This is a genomic window from Nocardia panacis (assembly GCF_003598715.1).
Taxonomy (GTDB): Bacteria; Actinomycetota; Actinomycetes; order Mycobacteriales; family Mycobacteriaceae; genus Nocardia; species Nocardia panacis.
Map to the genome: position 1 here is coordinate 61,749 of NZ_QZFU01000016.1, position 17,844 is coordinate 79,592.

A 17,844-nucleotide genomic window follows, 5' to 3' on the forward strand; every position below is an offset into this window, starting at 1 on the left:
CGAGTCTCCCGCACACCGGCGCTGCGCGGAGGGTTACCCCCACAACCGACGAATCGCCAGGCACACCAAGGCAATTCGACACGAAGACGCGACATCCCCCGTACCATACCGACCATCAGGCCACCTGCGGAATGCCAGATCGGAGCCCGATATGCCCCGTGTGACCCGAATCCTGGACACGGTGGGCAGCCGCCGGATAGCGGTGGCGACACTCACCGCGATCACCGGCGTCTACTACACCTTCGTCGCCTTCACCAACTGCGTGGACACCGACACCAATCGGCGCGGCGTGGCGGCGGTGCTGTCCATGCGCGGCACCATCCACCACGCGGGCGTCGACTGGCGGGCGATCACCGACAGCACTGTCGTCTGGGTCGCCTATGTACTGATCGTCGTCTGGGAATGGCTCATCGCGCTCGTGCTGCTGGCCGCGACGGTGGGGTGGGTGCGCGCCTTCGCCGGGCGTTCGGCGCGGCAGGCCGCCAAGCTGTCCGGTCTGGGCTGGACCATGGCGATACTGCTTTTCGCGGGCGGGTTCCTCACCGTCGGCGGCGAATGGTTCCGCATGTGGGCGAACAAGGAGGTCAACGCCACCGCGGCCGCACTACAGAACTTCCTCGTCGCCTCGGTCGGGCTGATCCTGCTGCATATGCCCGAACGAGCCAAATGGTTCTAGCGACTGCGATTCAGGAAGTCGTCGATCGCAGACCACATCGCCGAATTCAATTGGGTGTGCCTGCCCGCACCGAGGACGGTGCGGAAATCGACGCCGCCCGCGACGAATTGCGCGGCCAGGGTGGCATGCAGCGGGGAGGGGACCATGGTGTCGGTGACATTGGCCAACAGCAGGATCGGTTTGCCGTAACCACTGGTCGGCACCGTCATATAGCAGTTGTAGGCGGCGCGGATCCGACTGTCGGACAGCGATTTCGAGAGCAGATCGCCGATACCGAGATTCGCCACCCGCGCATCGATCGCGGGCTGGCACATGACGCCGATGGAATCGATGATCTCGCGACCGAGGGGACTCAGATAGTCGTCGACCGCCGCGTCCGGCCGGGCCGCACGCAATCCGGCGAGGATATCGGCGAAGAATCCGGCGGTGCCATCCAAACCGGAAATAGCGGGAATGCCGGGTCCTGCGATCGGCAACGCCTTCTCCACATCGGATTCCGGATCGATGGCGATAATGCCTCGGAAATCCAGGTCCGGCGCGTAGGTCTGCTGTACATAGCCGGTGCCGAGCGCGGCCTGCCCGCCCTGCGACGGACCCATCGACACCCAGGTGCGCGACAGTTCAGGATGCGCGGAGCGGGCCGCGCGCACCAGATCAATGGTCGCGGTGGCCTCGGTGCGCAATTCGAGATAGGGATGCGGGCCGGTATCGAACAGGCCGAGGCCCAGGTAGTCCGGCGCGACGACGGCGAAGCCCTGATTCACCAAATGCTGCATCATGCCGTCTTCCTCGGCGGTGAACACCGTATTCGGCGCGGTGGCCGGATCGGATTTCCCGCCGCAGCCCCGGCCGAGTCCGGTGGTGCCGTGATCGAAGGCCGCGATCGGCCAACCGCCGGGCGGCGGCGTACCCGCCGGGACGAACAGCGCGCCACTGACCGGACGCGGCGCACCATCGGAACCCTCGGTCCAGTAGGTGAGCACCGATCCGCCGGACATCCCGTGCCATCCGTCGGGTTGCGCGGATTCGGTCCCGAGCGTTCCCGGCGCGTCCGCCGCGGCCCGACCGCCGCCGACAACAAGGGCCGCACCGGCGGCCACCGCTACCGCGATCCGGCAACCACGGAAAATACCCATCGCTGACCCCTTCGATTCGAATCGGATCGTGCAGGTTCGCACCGCAGCCTAATGGGCGCCGCCTGCGAAGCAGTCCTCAGACATGCGCATGGCCGGAGCGAAGGCGGAGGTACGCCTAATGGGCGCTGCCTGCGAAGCAGTCCTCAAACATGCGCATGGCCGGAGCGAAGGCGGAGGTACGCCTATGCGGGCGACTCAGAATCAATGATCCGAAATCGAAGTGTCAGCGAATCAGCGGCAATTCATGCCGGTTACTTTCAGAGAATGACCACCGAGCGCAGCACGTCCCCGGAATACATGGTGTGGAATGCCTTTTCCACCTCGTCCAAGGTGATGCGCTCGCTGACGAAACGATCCAATGGCAGCCTGCCCTGCAGGTAGAGGTCGATGAAGGTGGGGAAATCCCGCTCCGGCAGGCAGTCGCCGTACCAGGCGGATTTCAGCGCGCCGCCGTGGGAGAAGAAATCGAGCATCGGCATCTCGAGGCGCATATCCGGGGTGGGGACGCCGACGAGCACCACTGTGCCCGCCAGATCACGGGCGTAGAACGCCTGCTCCCACGTGCTCGGATTGCCGACCGCGTCGATCACCACATCCGCGCCGAAGCCGCCGGTCAGTGCCCGCACCGCCGCGACCGGATCCTCGGCCGTGGCGTCGATGACGTGGGTCGCGCCGAGTTCGGCAGCCCACCGCAGCTTTCGCGGATCGCGATCGATGCCGATGATGGTGCGCGCACCCACCAGTCGCGCGCCCGCTATGGCCGCGTTGCCTACGCCGCCGCAGCCGATCACGGCCACCGAGTCGTCGCGCCCGACACCGCCGGTATTGAGCGCCGCGCCCAGACCGGCCATCACACCGCAACCGAGCAGTCCGGCCACCGCCGGGTCGGCGGCCGGATCGACCTTGGTGCACTGTCCGGCGTGTACCAGCGTCTTGTCGGCGAAGGCGCCGATCCCGAGGGCCGGGGTGAGTTCGGTGCCGTCGGTGAGGGTCATCTTCTGGGTGGCGTTGAAGGTGCTGAAGCAGTACTGCGGCCGCCCGCGCCGACACGCGCGACAGGTGCCGCACACGGCCCGCCAGTTCAGGATCACGAAATCACCCGGCGCGACGGATCGCACTGCGGGACCGACACTTTCGACGGTGCCCGCCGCCTCGTGGCCGAGCAGGAAGGGGAATTCGTCATTGATCCCGCCCTCCCGGTAGGTCAGATCGGTATGGCAGACCCCGCAGGCGGCGATCGAGACCACCACCTCCTCGGGACCCGGCTCCGGGATCACGATGGTGGTCAACTCGACCGGCGCGCCCGCCGATCGTGCGATGACACCCCGAACCTGTTGCGACATAAGACCTCCTGTGCATGGATCGCGATGCGCGCATGCGATCGATCTGGCTACGACCGTACGCGAGATGTCCGATCCGGCGGCGCGCGACCGGACCGGACGGCACTTTCGAGACACCGCCCAGCAACCGCGAAACCTCGACACCCGACCGGACCGTCACGCATGATCGAACGTATGGCGCACAATGCTGATCTGTCCCGCTCCACCGAATCCCCGGCTCTCACCTATGGTGCCTACCTGGCGCTGGATGAACTGCTGAATGCGCAGAAACCCCGCTCGGAAGAGCACGACGAGATGCTGTTCATCGTCATCCACCAGGTCTACGAACTGTGGTTCAAACAACTGCTGCACGAACTCGGCCGCCTGCAGAACAAGCTGGAGGCGGGCGACACCCCGCACGCGCTGCACACCCTGCGCCGAATATTGAGCGTGTTCAAGGTCATCGTCGCGCAGATCGACGTACTCGAGACCATGACCCCGCGCCAGTTCACCAGCTTCCGCGCCCGGCTCGACGCGTCCAGCGGCTTCCAATCCGCGCAGTTCCGCGAACTCGAGGCGGTGCTCGGCCGCCGCGATCCGGCGGCGTACGCGCACTATCCGGCCGCGAGCGCGGGCCGCGCCCGCATCGAGGCCGCGATGGCGCGGCCGTCGCTGTACGACTCGTTCCTGCACTATCTGGCCAAACAGGGCTACGCGGTGCCCGCGGAATTGCTGGAGCGGGCGGTGGCGAGTCCCGCCGAGCCCTCACCGGAGATGCAGCGAATCCTGTTGAGCGTCTACACCGATGACGGTGCGGCGGCGCAGGTGGCCGAACGCATCGTCGACCTCGACGAGGGGATGCAGGAGTGGCGCTACCGCCACGTCATGATGGTGCGGCGCACCATCGGCGACAAACCCGGCACCGGCGGTTCCTCCGGGGCGGATTACCTGCGCGACACCCTGTTCCGACCGATCTTCGCCGATCTGTGGGCAGTGCGGAGCCAACTGTGACCACCGTCGAGGAATTGAGCGCTACCCCGAATGCCTTGGCCGCGCACTACTCTCGCTTCCGCGTCGCCGAAAGGCTGCTGCTGACCGGACATTCGCATCAGGCGTGGCCGGATGTCGCGCTGCGCGGTCAAATCGAGGCCTTCTACGATGCCGCCGAGTCGGTGGACCGCAAGTGGGATCGCGCCTTCCGCAAGGCGGACGCGGTACGCGCCGGATTCCGGCGGTTCCTAGCCGATCCCGGTGCCGAATTGGCCCTCGGCGCGAATACGCACGAGTTGGTTGTGCGTTTCCTGTCCGCGCTCGACCTGCGCGCCCGACCCCGCCTCGTCACCACCGATGGTGAATTCCACAGTGTGCGCAGACAATTAGCGCGCATCGCCGAAGCGGACATCGAGGTGGTCCGGGTACCGGCCGCTCCCGTCGATACGCTGGCGCAACGCCTTGCCGCAGCCACCGACGATCGAACAGCCGCCGTCCTGGTGTCGGCGGTGCTGTTCGAAACCTCCCGTATCGTGCCCGGTCTCGACACGTTGGCCACCGCCTGCGCGCGGGTCGGCACCGAGCTGCTGGTGGACGCGTATCACGCCGTTGGCGCGATCCCCTTCCCCCTTTCCGAACTCGGGCTCGACGCTGCCTGGCTGGTCGCGGGCGGCTACAAATACCTGCAACTCGGCGAGGGCAACTGTGTGCTCCGGATCCCGCCGCACGGCCTGGCGCTGCGCCCGGTGATCACCGGCTGGTACGCCGAATTCGGCGAACTATCCGCCGAGAAGGCCTCCGACACAGTGCCATACGCCGCAGGCGCGAACCGCTTCGCCGGCGCCACCTACGATCCAACCAGCCACTACCGCGCCGCGCATGTCTTCGACTTCTTCACCGACCACGACCTGACCCCCGAGTTCCTGCGCCGAATCTCCCTGCACCAGACCGGACTACTGGCCGACCTCTGTGACAAACTCGACGCACCCCCGTCCCTACTCGACCGAGATCGCGCTCCGCGCACCGAATTCGGCGGCTTCCTCACCCTCCACTCCCCCCAGGCCGCCCGCATCCAACGCCGCCTCACCGAGCACGGCGTCCACACCGACAGCCGAGGCCCCCACCTCCGCCTCGGCCCCGCCCCCTACCTCAGCGACACCCAAATCGAATCCGCGGTGGCAGCACTCGGCGAGGTGCTGCGCGAATTCTGAACCAGCTCGCGCCCCAACGGTATTGGCCTTCGGGTTAGTACCAGTTGGGGCTGCGAGAAAGCCAGGTGCTGTAGGCATTGGCAGGTGAGCCGTAGCGCGACTTGATGTAGTTGCACATCCACAGCGCCTGCTCGGCCGGACTGCCCGAATTGGCCGCACGCGCTTGATCGGCAGTCAGACCGTAGCCGCCGTACTGGTTCCCCAAGCTGCCGGCCGTATTCGATTCGCCGTGCCCCAGCGCCTGCGCCAACCCGAGCGCACCGGACGAGGGATTGCGCGCCCTCGGATCGAATCCCGCTTCGCCCATTTCCAGGTGGGCCAGGGCCTCCCATTGCGCGCCGGTCCACCCGAACTGCGCGGCCACCTGCTGCAATGCGGAGCGTGCGTCGCCGCCGACGCCCGCGACACCGGCGGAAAGGAAGTCGGCCGACCCGCCACCGAAATCCGAACCGCCACCGGTCGATCCGCCACCACCCGAGTAGCCGCCACCACCTGAATAGCCACCGCCACCCGTGCCACCACCCCCGCCGGAACCGCCCTTCGGCCTGTGCGGTTTCGATCCATCGATACCGGCTGCGTGCCCGTTGATCTCCGTGCGCGCATCATCGACCGTGTCGCGAACCAATTTCTGGGCATGATTCAGAGCCTCGAAATAGACGGCCTCCTGGCTGGCTGTCAGGGTGTTGCGATCCTTCGGCGGTGACTGCTCGATCGCGAGCGCCTTCTGCAACTTCTTCACCTGTGGATCGATGACTTCCCTGGTCTTCTGGGTGAGTTCGCGGGTCTTCGCCGTGAGTTGTTCGACCTTTGCGTTCTGACGCTGCAATTGCGCGCCGAGCTTTTCGAGATCGCCCGCCTTGTTGTTGTAGGCATCGGTCGATTCCGAACTGTCGACACTGTCACCGAGACCGAGGTCGCGCAGTTGCTTCCCGAAGTCGGGAACGTCCTCGGGTAGACCCTTGCCGAGTGCGGCGCGGGATAACCGGAGGAAATCCTCGACACTCTTGACATAGTCGCTCAGGCCGGCGTTCGCGTATTTGGGCACCTCGAGGGTGATCAGTTCCTCGCTAGATGCCATCTGAGATCACCGCCGCCTAACTCGTTCGGTCCGACAATCCCGAGTATCCCCGACTCCCAACCTCGGAAATACGCCGCGCCGAAGCGGGTCAGCTCGTCGCGCAGGCCCAACCGTTGACCTCCAGCGGCAGCGCTGCCTCGCCCACCGGCATTCCACCATTGCCCGCGCAACGGATGGTGGAGTTGTCACGGCCCGCGATGGTGAAATCACCGACGATGAAGCCCATGGCGGGCGCACCGCCGTCGACCGCGACGCAGTTGCCCATTCCGAGGGCGCGTCCACCGCTGACCTGCGCGGAATCGCAAATGTACTGTTGGGAGTCGTCGGCCGCGGCCACGCCGCTGCCCGCCAGGACGCCCGCTACGGCAATGCCGCATAGTCCGATCGTTCGCAAACGCATGGCATACCTCGCTCTCCGGTATACCCGACCCACCCCTGAACTTACTCCGACCGGCCCGTCTTATTAAGGCGTCAGTAGCAGGCGGCGGGCGGTTCGCCGTCGACGCAGACCAAGAGGCCCTCGTGCACTGCGCGCACCGCCAGTTCGGTGCGGGAACGAACCTGCACCTTGGTGAGGATCCGCTCGACATGGGTGGTGACCGTGCGGACCGACGCGCCGAGGGTCTGCGCGACGCGGCGATTGTCGTAGCCGCGCGCGATGAGCGTGACCACCTCGAGTTCGCGCCAGGTCAGGCGATAGGGCTGCGGTGCGGGGGTGACCACGGCGATCGAGCGGCAGGCCAGGCCGAGTTCGGCGGTCGGGGCGAGCATGCGCACCCGCTCCCAACCGCCGGACTCGTCGCGCCAGCGGAATTCGGCCTGATCGACACCGTTGGCGACCAACCGAATCAGCTGTTCCCGCAGGGAATTCCGCCCCAGCAACGAACCGCCGTCGAGTCTGCGCGCCGCGCTCTGGGTGATCGCCCACAGTTGTCCCGCGCCGAAGGATTCCGCCAATCGGCCCACCGGATCGAGCAGCGCCGCGAGCGTCGGGCCGAGCAGTTCGCTCAGATCGCGCTGTCGGACCGAGGGATAGCGGACATCGACCGTGCTCAGGGTGAGGATTCCGACGCGGCGGCCGTCCGGGGCGAGCAGCGCCAGCCCCAGCCCCTCCCGATATCCGGCGGGCGCGACCAATTCCTGAAAGGTGCGCAGGTCACGACCGCGTCCCGGCACATCGCGAAAACGCAGCGCCTTCGGTTCGTCGAGCAATCCGAGCCTGCGGTATTCGTCCAGGTAGCGGTGGGTGTGCAGGGTCGAAAAGGTGGGGGCGTCGTAGCCGATATTGACCACCGGTCGATACGTCTCGCCGATCGGATCCCACGCGGACAGGCCGCCACCCGCATAGGGCACCAACCCGTGCATGGCCGCCAGCACCGACCGCGCCCGCTCAACCGCCGACAGCGGCTGGGCCGCCTTCGCGGCGATCTCGGCGAGTATGCCGAGGTCCTGGAGCTGCCTCATCGTCACCTCGGAGCCGACCATAGCATCGGGGGCGATGTTTCGGGTACGTCACATTGCGTATGGTTTGCCGACCGCCGAACTCGGAATATGGGATCTGTTCAATTCGAGAGGAAATCCCATGTCCGACAACGAAGAACTGTGCTGGCTGCCCGCGACGGAGCTGTCTCGGCGCATCGCGGCCCGTGAGCTGACGCCACTCGACATCACCGAAGCGGTGCTCGACCGGATCGACCGGATCGATCCCGATCTCAACGCCTACGTCTACCTGCGACCCGATGCGGCGCGCGCCGAAGCCCGGCAGCGCACCGAGGAGATGGCGGGCGGCGCGAAACTCGGTGCACTGCACGGCATCCCGTACAGCGTCAAGGAGGCGCTGCACGTCGAGGGCACCCCGATCACCCACGGGATCGTGGCCAACCGCGCGATGGTCGCCGATCACGACGAACCGGTAGCGGCACGGTTGCGCGAAGCGGGCGGCATCTTCCTCGGCAAGACCAACCTGCCGGAGGGCGGCTACTGCGCCAACTCCACCAACCACCTCTACGGCGCGACCCACAATCCGTGGCAGCACGGCATCACGGCGGGCGGATCCAGCAGCGGGGCGGGCGCGGCCGTCGCGGCCGGACTCGGCCCGATCGCGCACGCCGCCGACGGCGGCGGTTCGATCCGCATTCCCGCCGCGATCAACGGGGTCGTCGGATTCAAACCCTCGCTGGGGCGCGTACCCATCCTCGCCATGCCGAATCGGTTCCTCACCTTCGCCTTCCACGGTCCGATCGCGCGCACCGTCGGCGACGCGGCGCTGATGCTCAATGTCATGGCGGGCTACGACCCGGCCGACCCGCTGTCGCTGCCCACCGAGGAGGTCGACTATCTGGCCGCCTGCGACCGCCGCATCGCGGGCGCGCGCATCGCCTGGTCGCCGGATCTCGGCATCGCCGAGGTCGATCCGGAGATTCGCGCCATTTGCGAGCAGGCCGTCTCGGCGTTCACCGAGATCGGGTGCGCGGTCGAGAGTGCCGCGCCCCAATGGTCGGATCCCGCGCGGGTCATGTGGGAGGCCGTATGGACACCCACCTACTCGGCCATGCTGGACGCCACCGACTGGGACGCGCAGGCGGGTCAGGTGGACGAGCAGTTCGTCGAGGTCATGCGGGCAGGTGAGCGGCTGACCGTCAGGCAGGTGCAGCGGGCCGATGCCGAGCGCGGGCGGATGGTCGACCAGTTCAACGCCTTCATGGGCGATTTCGACTTCCTGATCACCCCGACGACCACCATGCCCTCGCATCCGGTGCACGAATTCTGTCCGGCCCCGCTGCGCGAGGCGCCCCTGCGCGAGCAACTTCTGGGCTGGTTGCTCACCTATCCGTTCAATCTCGTTCCCGCGCCCGCGATCACGGTGCCTGCGGGCTTCACCTCGGCCGGACTTCCGGTCGGTCTGCAAATCGTCGGCAGGATGCGCGCCGACGCCGATGTGCTCGCCGCCGCGGCGGCCTTCGAGCGGCTGCGGCCGTGGGCGCAGCATCGCCCGGTTCTCGCATAGGGCCTTTCTCGGACCGAGCGCAGATGTTCGGCTGCCCCGCAGCCGAATCCCGGCAATGGGCAGTGTGTCGGCGCACTGCCCGATTGGTGCCTTTTCCCGGAGTTCCGGAAAGGGCACCGAAAGGGCATTGGGAAGGCGGCGCGGTCGCGTCACCCTCGAAAGCGGTAAGAGATACCGACTACGCGATCAGGGGTATGGCCCAATGCTCGCAACTACTTTCGCCATGACCATGGTTCTTCTCGCGGTGCCATTCGCGCTCTGGATGGCCGTACGGGTCGGCCGCGCCGATCCCTGCGGCGCGGTGACCACGCACCTATTGGACCTGTTCGAATCCGAACGCGCGCTACGCGGGGACCCGTGGCAACTCGAACCCTCGCACCGCGCTCCCTCCCGCCCGCTCACCCCGGAGCAGGCGCACTGGGAGATGCAGCGCCACCGCACCTGCGGCACCGACCTGTGCCCCATGAAGCACGCCGCCTTCTGGACACTGGTCGACGCCGGACAGACCATTCCGGACCCACGGGCCAGCCGAATCGTCTGAGCGATCCGCGCCGCGACACTCGTCCGCCCGGCTAGAATTCGCCCGAATTGGTCAGCACCCGGTTCGACCGCACGTGAATTCCGCCCCGAGCGAGAAGCGAGGTCGAATGGCCGCCATCGGGCACGCCTTGGCACTCACCGGATCGATGACGTGGGAGATCCTGTGGGCGTTGATCCTCGGGTTCGCGCTCTCCGCGGTCGTGCAGGCGGTGGTGCGCAAAGCCACCATCGCCCGGCTCATGGGCGACGACCGTCCGCGCACCCTGGCCCTCGCGGCCGTCTTGGGCGCGGCGTCGTCGTCCTGCTCGTACGCGGCGGTGGCGCTGGCCCGTTCCCTGTTCCGCAAGGGCGCGAACTTCACCGCCGCCATGGCCTTCCAGATCGGCTCCACCAATCTGGTCGTCGAACTCGGCATCATCCTGGCGCTGCTGATGGGTTGGCAGTTCACGGCGGCCGAGTTCGTCGGAGGGCCGATCATGATCATGCTGCTCGCGGTCCAGTTCCGGATATTCGTGCGGCCCCGGCTGGTCGCGGCGGCTCGACGGCAGGCCGAACGCGGGCTGGCCGGATCCATGGAGGGGCACGCGGCCATGGATATGTCGGTGCCGACCGAGGGCTCCTTCCTGCGGCGACTACTGTCGCCACCGGGGTTGACGGCCGTATCGCGGGTATTCGTGATGGAGTGGGCCGCCATCCTGCGCGATCTGATCCTCGGACTGTTCATCGCGGGCGCGATCGGCGCATGGGTGCCGAATACGTTCTGGCAGGGCTTCTTTCTCTCCGACCATCCGGTGCTCTCCGCACTGTGGGGTCCCTTGATCGGGCCGCTGGTCGCGATCCTGTCATTCGTGTGCTCAATCGGGAATGTGCCGCTGGCCGCCGTCCTATGGAACGGCGGTATCAGTTTCGGCGGCGTGATCGCCTTCATCTACGCCGACCTGCTGATCCTGCCGATCCTGGCCATCTATCGCAGGTACTACGGCACCCGCATGACCATCGTCGTATTCGGCACCTTCTATGCCGCCATGGTCGGTGCCGGATACACGGTCGAAATCCTCTTCGGCACAGCGGGACTCATCCCCACCGAACGCAACGCGACGGTGATGGAAGCCGGAATCCACTGGAACTACACCACCTGGCTCAATATCGTCTTCCTGATCCTCGCCGCCGCTCTGGTGCTCCGCTTCCTCCGCACGGGCGGAATCCCCATGCTGCGCATGATGGGTGGTGCGCCCGATACGAATCACCTTGGGACACAGCCCTAGGCCGGTCTTCCTCGGTGAGTCACCGGCCCCCGACCAAGCCGACTACCGGATCGTCTCGACTTCCCGCACGAGAACCGCCCGCACGTAGAGCAATTGGAAGCCCAGCTTCTGCACATTCTGCTGAGAGGTGGAACCGGGGAGAGTCACCACGACGGCGAGATCACAGCCCGCGGCGGTGGCAGCGTCGATACGGTGGGCCAGCAGGGTGCCCTGTACGCCACGTCGACGGAACTCCGGAAGTGTTGAGGCGCCGCTGAATTGGGCGATACCCTCATAGAGGCGCCGGATCGCGCCACCGGCCGGGACACCGTCGATGGTGGCCAGCGAGGGGACGAATCCACTGGCAGCGCTGGTATCGCTGATCGCGGACCTGGCGGCATCGCGCGAATGTTCCTCGTGCGCGGCCACGCCTCGAATATCCGGTGCGCCGAAACCGTCGGCGACGACATCCAGCCAGGACTCCAGCCCGTCCGAGGCGACATCGGCGACTTCCACGCCCGCCGCCCTCGGCCGCGACTGCCCGTCCAGCCGCAGACCGAGCACGTTCTCGAAACCGACGAGCGCGTAACCGCGCCGGGTCAGCCTGGTCACCAGTTCCGGATCGGCGAGGGTGGACACCTCGAAATTCACCGCCGAATTCCGTTCGGCGAAGGCATTTTCCACCTCGTCGAGCAGCGCGTCCGGGAAGTCGTTGCCCAGCACGCCGACCACCTTGTTCAGCGGAGAACCGGGGCCGACCCAGAGCGCGCGTCCGCTGTCGATCTCGCTGATGACTACCTGATCCGCACGCGTCGCCACCGACCGCGCGGCCTCCTCGAGCAGCGAGCGCTCGGCCCGCTCGATGCGCGTCGCGAGATCGATTCCGACAAAGAGACCAGGGGAATATGACATGTCGACCACCCTGCCATTCCCCTTCGAGAGCGCAACCGATTTTCCGGCCGCGTCACTGTGTCGCGCGGGCCGACCGTTCGAACAGCACCATCGCGATCGTCGGCAGCGCGGCAAGGACGGCCGCGGCCAGCACCCAGGCGAAAGTCGTTGCGAAAGCCGCGGATTGGGCGTGGTCGGCGGTGGGCAGACGACGTTGCAGCACCATCACGAACGCGGCGGTGCCCATCGATCCGCCAACGCGCTGCATGATGTTGAGCTGCGGTGTGGCGTCGGCCAACTGGTCCGGGCGCAATGTCTTCATGGCTGCGGTCATGGCGGGCATGACGGCCAGGCCGATACCGAGTCCGCGCACCACCATGGCGGCGGCCAACAGCCAATAGGACGTGTCGGCGGTGATCAACATGAACGGCACGGTGGCGACGATGCCGACCACACCGCCGAGCACACAGGTGAGACTGCCGACCCGCTCGTAGAGCTTGGTGGACAACACCATGGCGATGGCCGCGCCGACGCCCTGCGGTGCGAGCAGCAGGCCGGTATGCGCCGCATCCTGATGACGCACGATCTGGAAGTACAAGGGCAGCAACACCATCGCGCCGAAAGTGACCGCGCCGAAAGTGAAGGTGGCCAGCGCTGCCGAACTGTAGACGCGATCGGCGTAGAGCCGCAGATCCAGGATCGGCGCGGCGACCCGCAGTGCGTGCCACACGAATATCGCGACGAGTAACGCGCCGCCGATCAGCGGCACGATCACCACCGGGTCACCGATCCCGCGCGAACCCGCCTGCGCCAAACCGTAGGTGACCCCCACCAACCCCATCGAAATCAGCGTCAGACCGCGCACATCGAACGGACCGGCCTGCTCCTCGAAGGTGTCGGCGGGCAGCAACCGCACCGCCAGCACCAACCCGAGGATCCCGATCGGTGCGTTGATCAAGAAGATCCACTGCCACCCCGCGTACTCCAGCAGCAGGCCACCTATGGTCGGGCCGATGATCGGCGTCAACACCATGGGGATACCGGCCGCCACCATCGCGCGCGCCATCCCGCGCCGACCGGCGGTGCGCACCAGGATCAGCTGACCCGCCGGAATCATCAGACCACCGCCGACGCCCTGCACCACCCGCGCCGCGATCAGCACCCACACGTTGCCCGCGAGACCGCAGGCGACCGAGGCGATCGTGAACAGCAGCAGCGCACCGATATACAGCCGTTTGGCCCCGATTCGGCGAGCCGCCCATCCGGTGGCGGGCAACACCGCGGCCTGCGTCAGCAGGTACACGGTGACGATCCACTGCACCGTATCCAGTCCGGTGTCGAACGCGCCGACCAGCGAGTTCAGCGCGACATTGACGACGGTGGCGTCCAGGAAGGCCAGGACCGCGCCGAGGAGCACCACGATGACGGCCCGACGCGCTTGCGGGCTCAGCCCTGGACGCTCGTCGACGTCGGGGGCGGCGTTGGAAGTAGTCACCGCACTATTGTCATCTGATCAGATACTTCAGTCAACCAGTGGGTTGATAAACTCGACAAGCCAGCTGAATCAGTCATCCCAGACAGCTAGACTTCGGTGATGAGCGATACCCAGGAGGACCCCACCGCCCGCCGACCCCGGCGCGCACCGAGCGGCGATCAGCGGCGCCGCGATGCCGAACGCTCCCGTCGAGCGCTGCTACAGGCCGCCCTGGACGAATTCGCCGACAACGGCTTCGATCGAACCCGAATTCAGGACATCGCGGCCCGCGCGGGCGTCAACAAGCAGCTCATCGCCTATTACTTCGGTGGCAAGGAGGGCCTGTACCGGGAGATTCAAACCGACTGGCCCACAAGCGAATCCACCCACAAGGATCCCGAAGCCCCCTTGGCCGAGACGGCCGCCAACTACCTGGCCGCCACCCTGCGCGACCCGCGCCCGGCCCGCCTGCTGATCTGGCGCGGCCTCACCGGCGACGGCATCGAAGACGATTACCTGGACGATGCCGCCACCGTCGAGGCCGACCTGGCCGACCTGCGCGCCGCACAGGCACGCGGCGAGATCGCCCCCGACCTCGACCCGGCCTTCGTCAGAATGGCGCTGATCGCCATCAATCTCGCCCCCGTCTTCCTGCCCCGCTCCACCCTCGAATCTCTCGGGGCAACCCCCGAATCACCGGAATTCCCGGACTATCTCCGCACCCAACTCCAGGCATTGGTCCGCCACCTGGCCGCGCCGGAGTAGTCCTCAGCTATCGGCGAAGGTCTCGTGCAGGTGCCGCCAGAGCACCCGACCCTCGGCACGCACGAAGTAGGCCGTCGATCGGCGCAATATCGCATCGGTGCCTGCGCGCTGAAATTCCGCGTAGCGCACCAGCCCGGACGTCGCCGTGGTCGCGATGGGCACGATCTCGGTGATATCGATGACCAGATCGGGCGTCTTGCCGAATCCGTCCTGGAACAGATTCCGCAGGCCCGCTTTGGTCAGCACCCCACCCACCGGCGTGATCATGGTGAATTCCGGATCGAATCTGTCCAGCAGTGCATCGACCGCGCCCGCTCGATCCGGCGCAGTTCCCGCGAACAGTTCGGTCACCGCGACATGGAAGTCGATGATCTCATCGATGAATCCCTGCGTTTCCATTCCTATTTCCCTCACTATGAGACGCCGACCGGCGTGCCATGCGGGAGATCCTGCCACCCTGTTCCACCAGCCGCGAGAGCCCGATGAGCAGCGCGGACCTCTGGAAATCTCGAGCGCGGTGCGGATCCACTCCAGGCACCCGGCAGCCGGGCGGATACTGTTGGCCGCCAAGGGTTTCGGCCCGACGGGTCTCGGCTTGGAGGTTCGAGTGTCGGTCCAGGGGTTCGTCGAGCGCGGATCGATGTCGACGCACAGCTGGTCCGCGCGACCGTCGCGACCAGAGACGCGGGCCGGGGCCGCACTCCGTTGAGAACCCGCCGCGCGATCGGCGGCGCCAAAGCGGCCACTCACACCACGGACTGAGTGCCTCTAGTGCGGCAATGCCGCCGAGCCGAGGCAAGACATTGCGCTCCCACACGACCGTAGCGATTCAAGCACCGAACCCCGGCTCGCCCACAAGCCCACGCCGGCGAACTGGAGGGTGTCTCTCCCAGCCGACCGGTGGCGATGCGTTCATGAGGTGGCGCACAAAGAAGTAATGGCTCGACCGAATCTTCAACCGCCCGGAATCCTTGAATCCCGATGCATAGTCACTCTGAAGACTATTTGGGCGCAACCAGTTCCAGCGCGATGTTGTCCGGATCGCGGAACTCCAAGATATAGCTGACGCCAATATCCTTGATACCGCCGTGCGCTACACCGCAGGCATCCAGATGCGCTGCGGCAGCTTCCAATTCGGCGAGTGACGCAACGGGGAAAGCGAGATGGTCGAGGCCGACCCGGTTCTCGTCGAATCGGTCGGCACCGACAGGCCGCAGTCCGATCAAACCATGCTCCAGCCGGTAGATCACCCCGCCGTAGAGAAAACTGAGGCGCTCGCGCGTCTCCTGATCCGCGTCGGCCGGGACCTCCAGCGCCACAGGCCAGTCGAAAACCTGCTCGTAGAACGCCCGCGAACGATCGATATCGCACACCGTGAGACGGACGTGAGCAACAGATCCCGTAGCAATCGCCATATCGATCATGCTCGCAGACCGCTTTCCCTACCCGCAGGTTCGTAGCGAACGACCGGCCTGTGGCGCCTCGGCCCCGCAGTATCAACCCGCTAGTCGGCGGTGAAGAAATCCAGCAGGCTGGGAGCCAACGCGTCCGGCTGATGCAGGATGCTGTGGTCTTGGCCGGGAATGGTGCGATGGTCGGCATGCGGGATGGTGTCGCCGAGCTCGGCCGCGGTGGCACGAATCCACGGCTCGCCTAATTGACCGGCAATGATCAAGCTGGGCACCGAGATACGGGCCAAACGGTCGGAGGGAAAGGTCAACTGCGGACCGCAGACAGCCATGTCGTAGGGCAGGCTGTCCGCTTGTGCGGACATGAACGACCACACCGGCGCGGCTTGCATGCCCGCGACCATCTCCGGCGGTACACCAACCTGTTCGGTGAGAAACAGAGCCGTCGCCCCGTCCCGATCGCCCAATGCGATGAGGGCACGCACACGATCGGGCACGTCGGCAGCGGGAAGCGGGCGCGAATCATCGGAGATGTAGGTCGCCTCATAGACCGCCACCCGATCGATCGGCAATCCGCGCATCGCGGCTTCCAGCGCGAGCACACCGCCCGAGGAGTGACCGAAGACTCCGGCCCGACCGCCGACATGCGCGATAACCGCAGCCAGATCGGCGATTTCGTCCTCGACGACGTAGTTGCGGCTGTTGTCCCCGCTTTCACCCCGGCCGCGGCGATCATAGATGACGGCCATCACGTCACTGGCCATAGACTCGGCCAACCCGGTAACAGTGGAGCGGTCGTTGAAGGCCCCCCCCGATGAGGATGACCGGCGCGCCCGCACCGATCGTGTCGACGGCGATCTTGCTTCCATCAGCGGAAGTGACGGTGTGGTGCTCAAAGGTATTGACGGCGTTCATAATTGACTCCTTGATCGGTACGGGTTGTGGTCAGTGCAAACGGAAGGCCAGATGGGTGACCTCCGGCGAATCGATGACATGCAGCCTGCGCAGTTCGATCATCTTGTCGGGCAGGTTGTCGAACAGCCGGGTCCCCTGCCCGAGCAGCACCGGGGCGATGTGCAGGTGCAGTTCGTCCACCATGTCCGCGGCAATGGCCTGAGAGACGATGGAAGCACCCCCGCTGATATGCACACCGAGCGATGTCGAATGGTCATTCCGCTCAGCACATGCTTTTCGGGCCGCTTCGACGGCGACCGCGACGGAATCGACGAAGTAGAAGGTGGTCCCGCCCTCGCGGTGCAGCGGCGACCGGGGACGGTTGGTGACAACGAAAACCGGCGCGTGAAACGGCGGTTCGTCACCCCACGGCTCTTCGCCCGAGTCGAACATGCGCCTGCCCATCACGTAAGCGCCTGCGCGAGCGAACTTGTCGGCAATCAGCGCATCGTCGGCATCCACCAGCCCGCCCTCCATACCGGCCCGCTCGCGCCAGGCGGCGCGCTTGACCGCCCAACTGGTGATACGAAAGAAGCCGTCATCCAGATACGGCGGTTGCTGGGCTCTCAGTCCACAGACGAACCCATCCAATGACAGGGTCATGTCGGTCGTGACGTCGAGTTGGGCGATGGTCATCGCGATGACTCCTCACACTGGGTTGTCAGTTCCTACACCCAGCAGTCGGAGCCGATCCCGAGATTTGAACATCGCTACTTCCTCGGCATGCCCAACCGGGCTTCTGCACCGCAACCGCCGTGCACGATTCCTGCGGCGCAGCCTCATGCATGCTCGAACGCACCACAGCCAGCGACAATCAGAAAGTCTGATTCTATGATTTCCATGACTGCGACCGAGACTGCGCGGAGCATTTCCGCAGTCCTCGATATGGCCGGACAGGGCGAGACAATCCAGGTCACCCGCGGCGGCGAACTCGTCGCGTCGATCGTCCCGCCGCACCGCCCAAACGGGTCCGCCATACTCGACGCCTATGCCGCTATCGAACCCGATCCGGACTTCGCCGCGGAATACGAAGCCGACCACCGACGAATCAACGCACCGATGGAGGCGCGCGACCCGTGGGGCGACGACTGATCCTCGATACAGGCGTGCAGGTGACACCCGAGCGCGGCCGCATCGTGATGCGCAACAT

At 66.1% G+C, this 17,844-nt stretch carries 20 protein-coding genes; 9 read left to right on the forward strand and 11 right to left on the reverse strand.

Annotated features, from left to right (window positions below; all coding sequences use genetic code 11):
* The first annotated feature begins 151 nt into the window (after positions 1-151).
* Positions 152-676 (forward strand): DUF2165 domain-containing protein, encoded by a 525-nt coding sequence (locus D5S18_RS08515; protein ID WP_120039299.1) that lies wholly within the window; start codon positions 152-154, stop codon positions 674-676.
* Here the strand turns inward: D5S18_RS08515 and D5S18_RS08520 are convergent.
* Positions 673-1,812, reverse strand: coding sequence for a lipase family protein (locus tag D5S18_RS08520; protein WP_120039300.1), 1,140 nt, complete (start codon positions 1,810-1,812; stop codon positions 673-675). The two genes, D5S18_RS08515 and D5S18_RS08520, sit on opposite strands and share 4 nt — an antisense overlap.
* Before the next feature lie 257 nt (positions 1,813-2,069).
* A complete protein-coding gene (locus D5S18_RS08525) occupies positions 2,070-3,155 on the reverse strand; it encodes an S-(hydroxymethyl)mycothiol dehydrogenase (protein ID WP_120039301.1) in 1,086 nt (361 codons plus the stop codon).
* A gap of 171 nt (positions 3,156-3,326) precedes the next feature.
* Between D5S18_RS08525 and D5S18_RS08530 the strand changes: the two genes are divergently transcribed.
* Both D5S18_RS08530 and D5S18_RS08535 read left to right on the forward strand, forming a co-directional pair.
* Positions 3,327-4,142 (forward strand): tryptophan 2,3-dioxygenase, encoded by an 816-nt coding sequence (locus D5S18_RS08530; protein ID WP_120039302.1) that lies wholly within the window; start codon positions 3,327-3,329, stop codon positions 4,140-4,142.
* Positions 4,139-5,332, forward strand: coding sequence for a kynureninase/PvdN C-terminal domain-containing protein (locus tag D5S18_RS08535; RefSeq protein WP_120039303.1), 1,194 nt, complete (start codon positions 4,139-4,141; stop codon positions 5,330-5,332). Before D5S18_RS08530 ends, D5S18_RS08535 begins: the two co-directional genes overlap by 4 nt.
* Positions 5,333-5,366: 34 nt before the next feature.
* On the opposite strand, the gene D5S18_RS08540 is transcribed toward D5S18_RS08535, so the two are convergent.
* The 3 genes from D5S18_RS08540 to D5S18_RS08550 all read right to left on the reverse strand — a co-directional run bounded on the left by D5S18_RS08540 (position 5,367) and on the right by D5S18_RS08550 (position 7,874).
* Complete coding sequence (locus D5S18_RS08540; RefSeq protein WP_120039304.1) at positions 5,367-6,410, reverse strand: hypothetical protein; 1,044 nt, start codon at positions 6,408-6,410, stop codon at positions 5,367-5,369.
* A gap of 88 nt (positions 6,411-6,498) precedes the next feature.
* The gene (locus D5S18_RS08545; protein ID WP_120039305.1) at positions 6,499-6,810 is read right to left on the reverse strand and encodes a hypothetical protein; all 312 of its coding nucleotides are present in this window, start codon (positions 6,808-6,810) and stop codon (positions 6,499-6,501) included.
* A 71-nt stretch (positions 6,811-6,881) separates the two neighbouring features.
* Positions 6,882-7,874 carry a helix-turn-helix transcriptional regulator gene (locus tag D5S18_RS08550; RefSeq protein ID WP_158607840.1) on the reverse strand — a complete coding sequence of 331 codons (993 nt, stop codon included), beginning with the start codon at positions 7,872-7,874 and terminating at the stop codon, positions 6,882-6,884.
* A gap of 118 nt (positions 7,875-7,992) precedes the next feature.
* On the opposite strand from D5S18_RS08550, the gene D5S18_RS08555 reads away from it, so the two are divergent.
* The 3 genes from D5S18_RS08555 (at position 7,993) to D5S18_RS08565 (ending at position 11,222) form a co-directional block, all read left to right on the forward strand.
* Positions 7,993-9,417, forward strand: coding sequence for an amidase (locus D5S18_RS08555; RefSeq protein WP_120040387.1), 1,425 nt, complete (start codon positions 7,993-7,995; stop codon positions 9,415-9,417).
* 223 nt (positions 9,418-9,640) lie between these two features.
* Positions 9,641-9,958 (forward strand): hypothetical protein, encoded by a 318-nt coding sequence (locus tag D5S18_RS08560; RefSeq protein WP_120039307.1) that lies wholly within the window; start codon positions 9,641-9,643, stop codon positions 9,956-9,958.
* Positions 9,959-10,064: 106 nt separating this feature from the next.
* Positions 10,065-11,222: a permease gene (locus D5S18_RS08565; RefSeq protein ID WP_120039308.1), complete on the forward strand. Its 1,158-nt coding sequence runs from the start codon at positions 10,065-10,067 to the stop codon at positions 11,220-11,222.
* A 42-nt stretch (positions 11,223-11,264) separates the two neighbouring features.
* Here D5S18_RS08565 and D5S18_RS08570 read toward each other — a convergent pair whose 3' ends face one another.
* Positions 11,265-12,113: a GNAT family N-acetyltransferase gene (locus D5S18_RS08570; protein ID WP_120040389.1), complete on the reverse strand. Its 849-nt coding sequence runs from the start codon at positions 12,111-12,113 to the stop codon at positions 11,265-11,267.
* 52 nt (positions 12,114-12,165) lie between these two features.
* Entirely contained in the window at positions 12,166-13,587 is a 1,422-nt protein-coding gene (locus tag D5S18_RS08575; RefSeq protein ID WP_203236659.1) for an MDR family MFS transporter, read from the reverse strand.
* A gap of 99 nt (positions 13,588-13,686) precedes the next feature.
* Here D5S18_RS08575 and D5S18_RS08580 point away from each other — a divergent pair, with 99 nt between their 5' ends.
* Positions 13,687-14,331 (forward strand): TetR/AcrR family transcriptional regulator, encoded by a 645-nt coding sequence (locus tag D5S18_RS08580; RefSeq protein WP_120039309.1) that lies wholly within the window; start codon positions 13,687-13,689, stop codon positions 14,329-14,331.
* 3 nt (positions 14,332-14,334) lie between these two features.
* Here the strand turns inward: D5S18_RS08580 and D5S18_RS08585 are convergent, their stop codons facing one another.
* The 3 genes from D5S18_RS08585 to D5S18_RS08595 form a co-directional block, all read right to left on the reverse strand.
* Positions 14,335-14,730 (reverse strand): DUF4440 domain-containing protein, encoded by a 396-nt coding sequence (locus tag D5S18_RS08585; protein WP_120039310.1) that lies wholly within the window; start codon positions 14,728-14,730, stop codon positions 14,335-14,337.
* A gap of 602 nt (positions 14,731-15,332) precedes the next feature.
* Positions 15,333-15,746, reverse strand: a complete 414-nt coding sequence (locus D5S18_RS08590; protein ID WP_120040393.1) for a VOC family protein — start codon at positions 15,744-15,746, stop codon at positions 15,333-15,335.
* An 89-nt stretch (positions 15,747-15,835) separates the two neighbouring features.
* Positions 15,836-16,489, reverse strand: a complete 654-nt coding sequence (locus D5S18_RS08595; RefSeq protein WP_239003629.1) for an alpha/beta fold hydrolase — start codon at positions 16,487-16,489, stop codon at positions 15,836-15,838.
* Here D5S18_RS08595 and D5S18_RS35290 point away from each other — a divergent pair.
* Positions 16,479-16,661 (forward strand): hypothetical protein, encoded by a 183-nt coding sequence (locus tag D5S18_RS35290; RefSeq protein WP_203236716.1) that lies wholly within the window; start codon positions 16,479-16,481, stop codon positions 16,659-16,661. The genes D5S18_RS08595 and D5S18_RS35290 overlap by 11 nt on opposite strands.
* A gap of 24 nt (positions 16,662-16,685) precedes the next feature.
* On the opposite strand, the gene D5S18_RS08600 is transcribed toward D5S18_RS35290, so the two are convergent.
* Entirely contained in the window at positions 16,686-17,330 is a 645-nt protein-coding gene (locus D5S18_RS08600; RefSeq protein WP_203236661.1) for a dihydrofolate reductase family protein, read from the reverse strand.
* A gap of 204 nt (positions 17,331-17,534) precedes the next feature.
* Here D5S18_RS08600 and D5S18_RS08605 point away from each other — a divergent pair, with 204 nt between their 5' ends.
* Complete coding sequence (locus D5S18_RS08605) at positions 17,535-17,786, forward strand: type II toxin-antitoxin system Phd/YefM family antitoxin (RefSeq protein ID WP_147403907.1); 252 nt, start codon at positions 17,535-17,537, stop codon at positions 17,784-17,786.
* Positions 17,787-17,844: the final 58 nt, after the last annotated feature.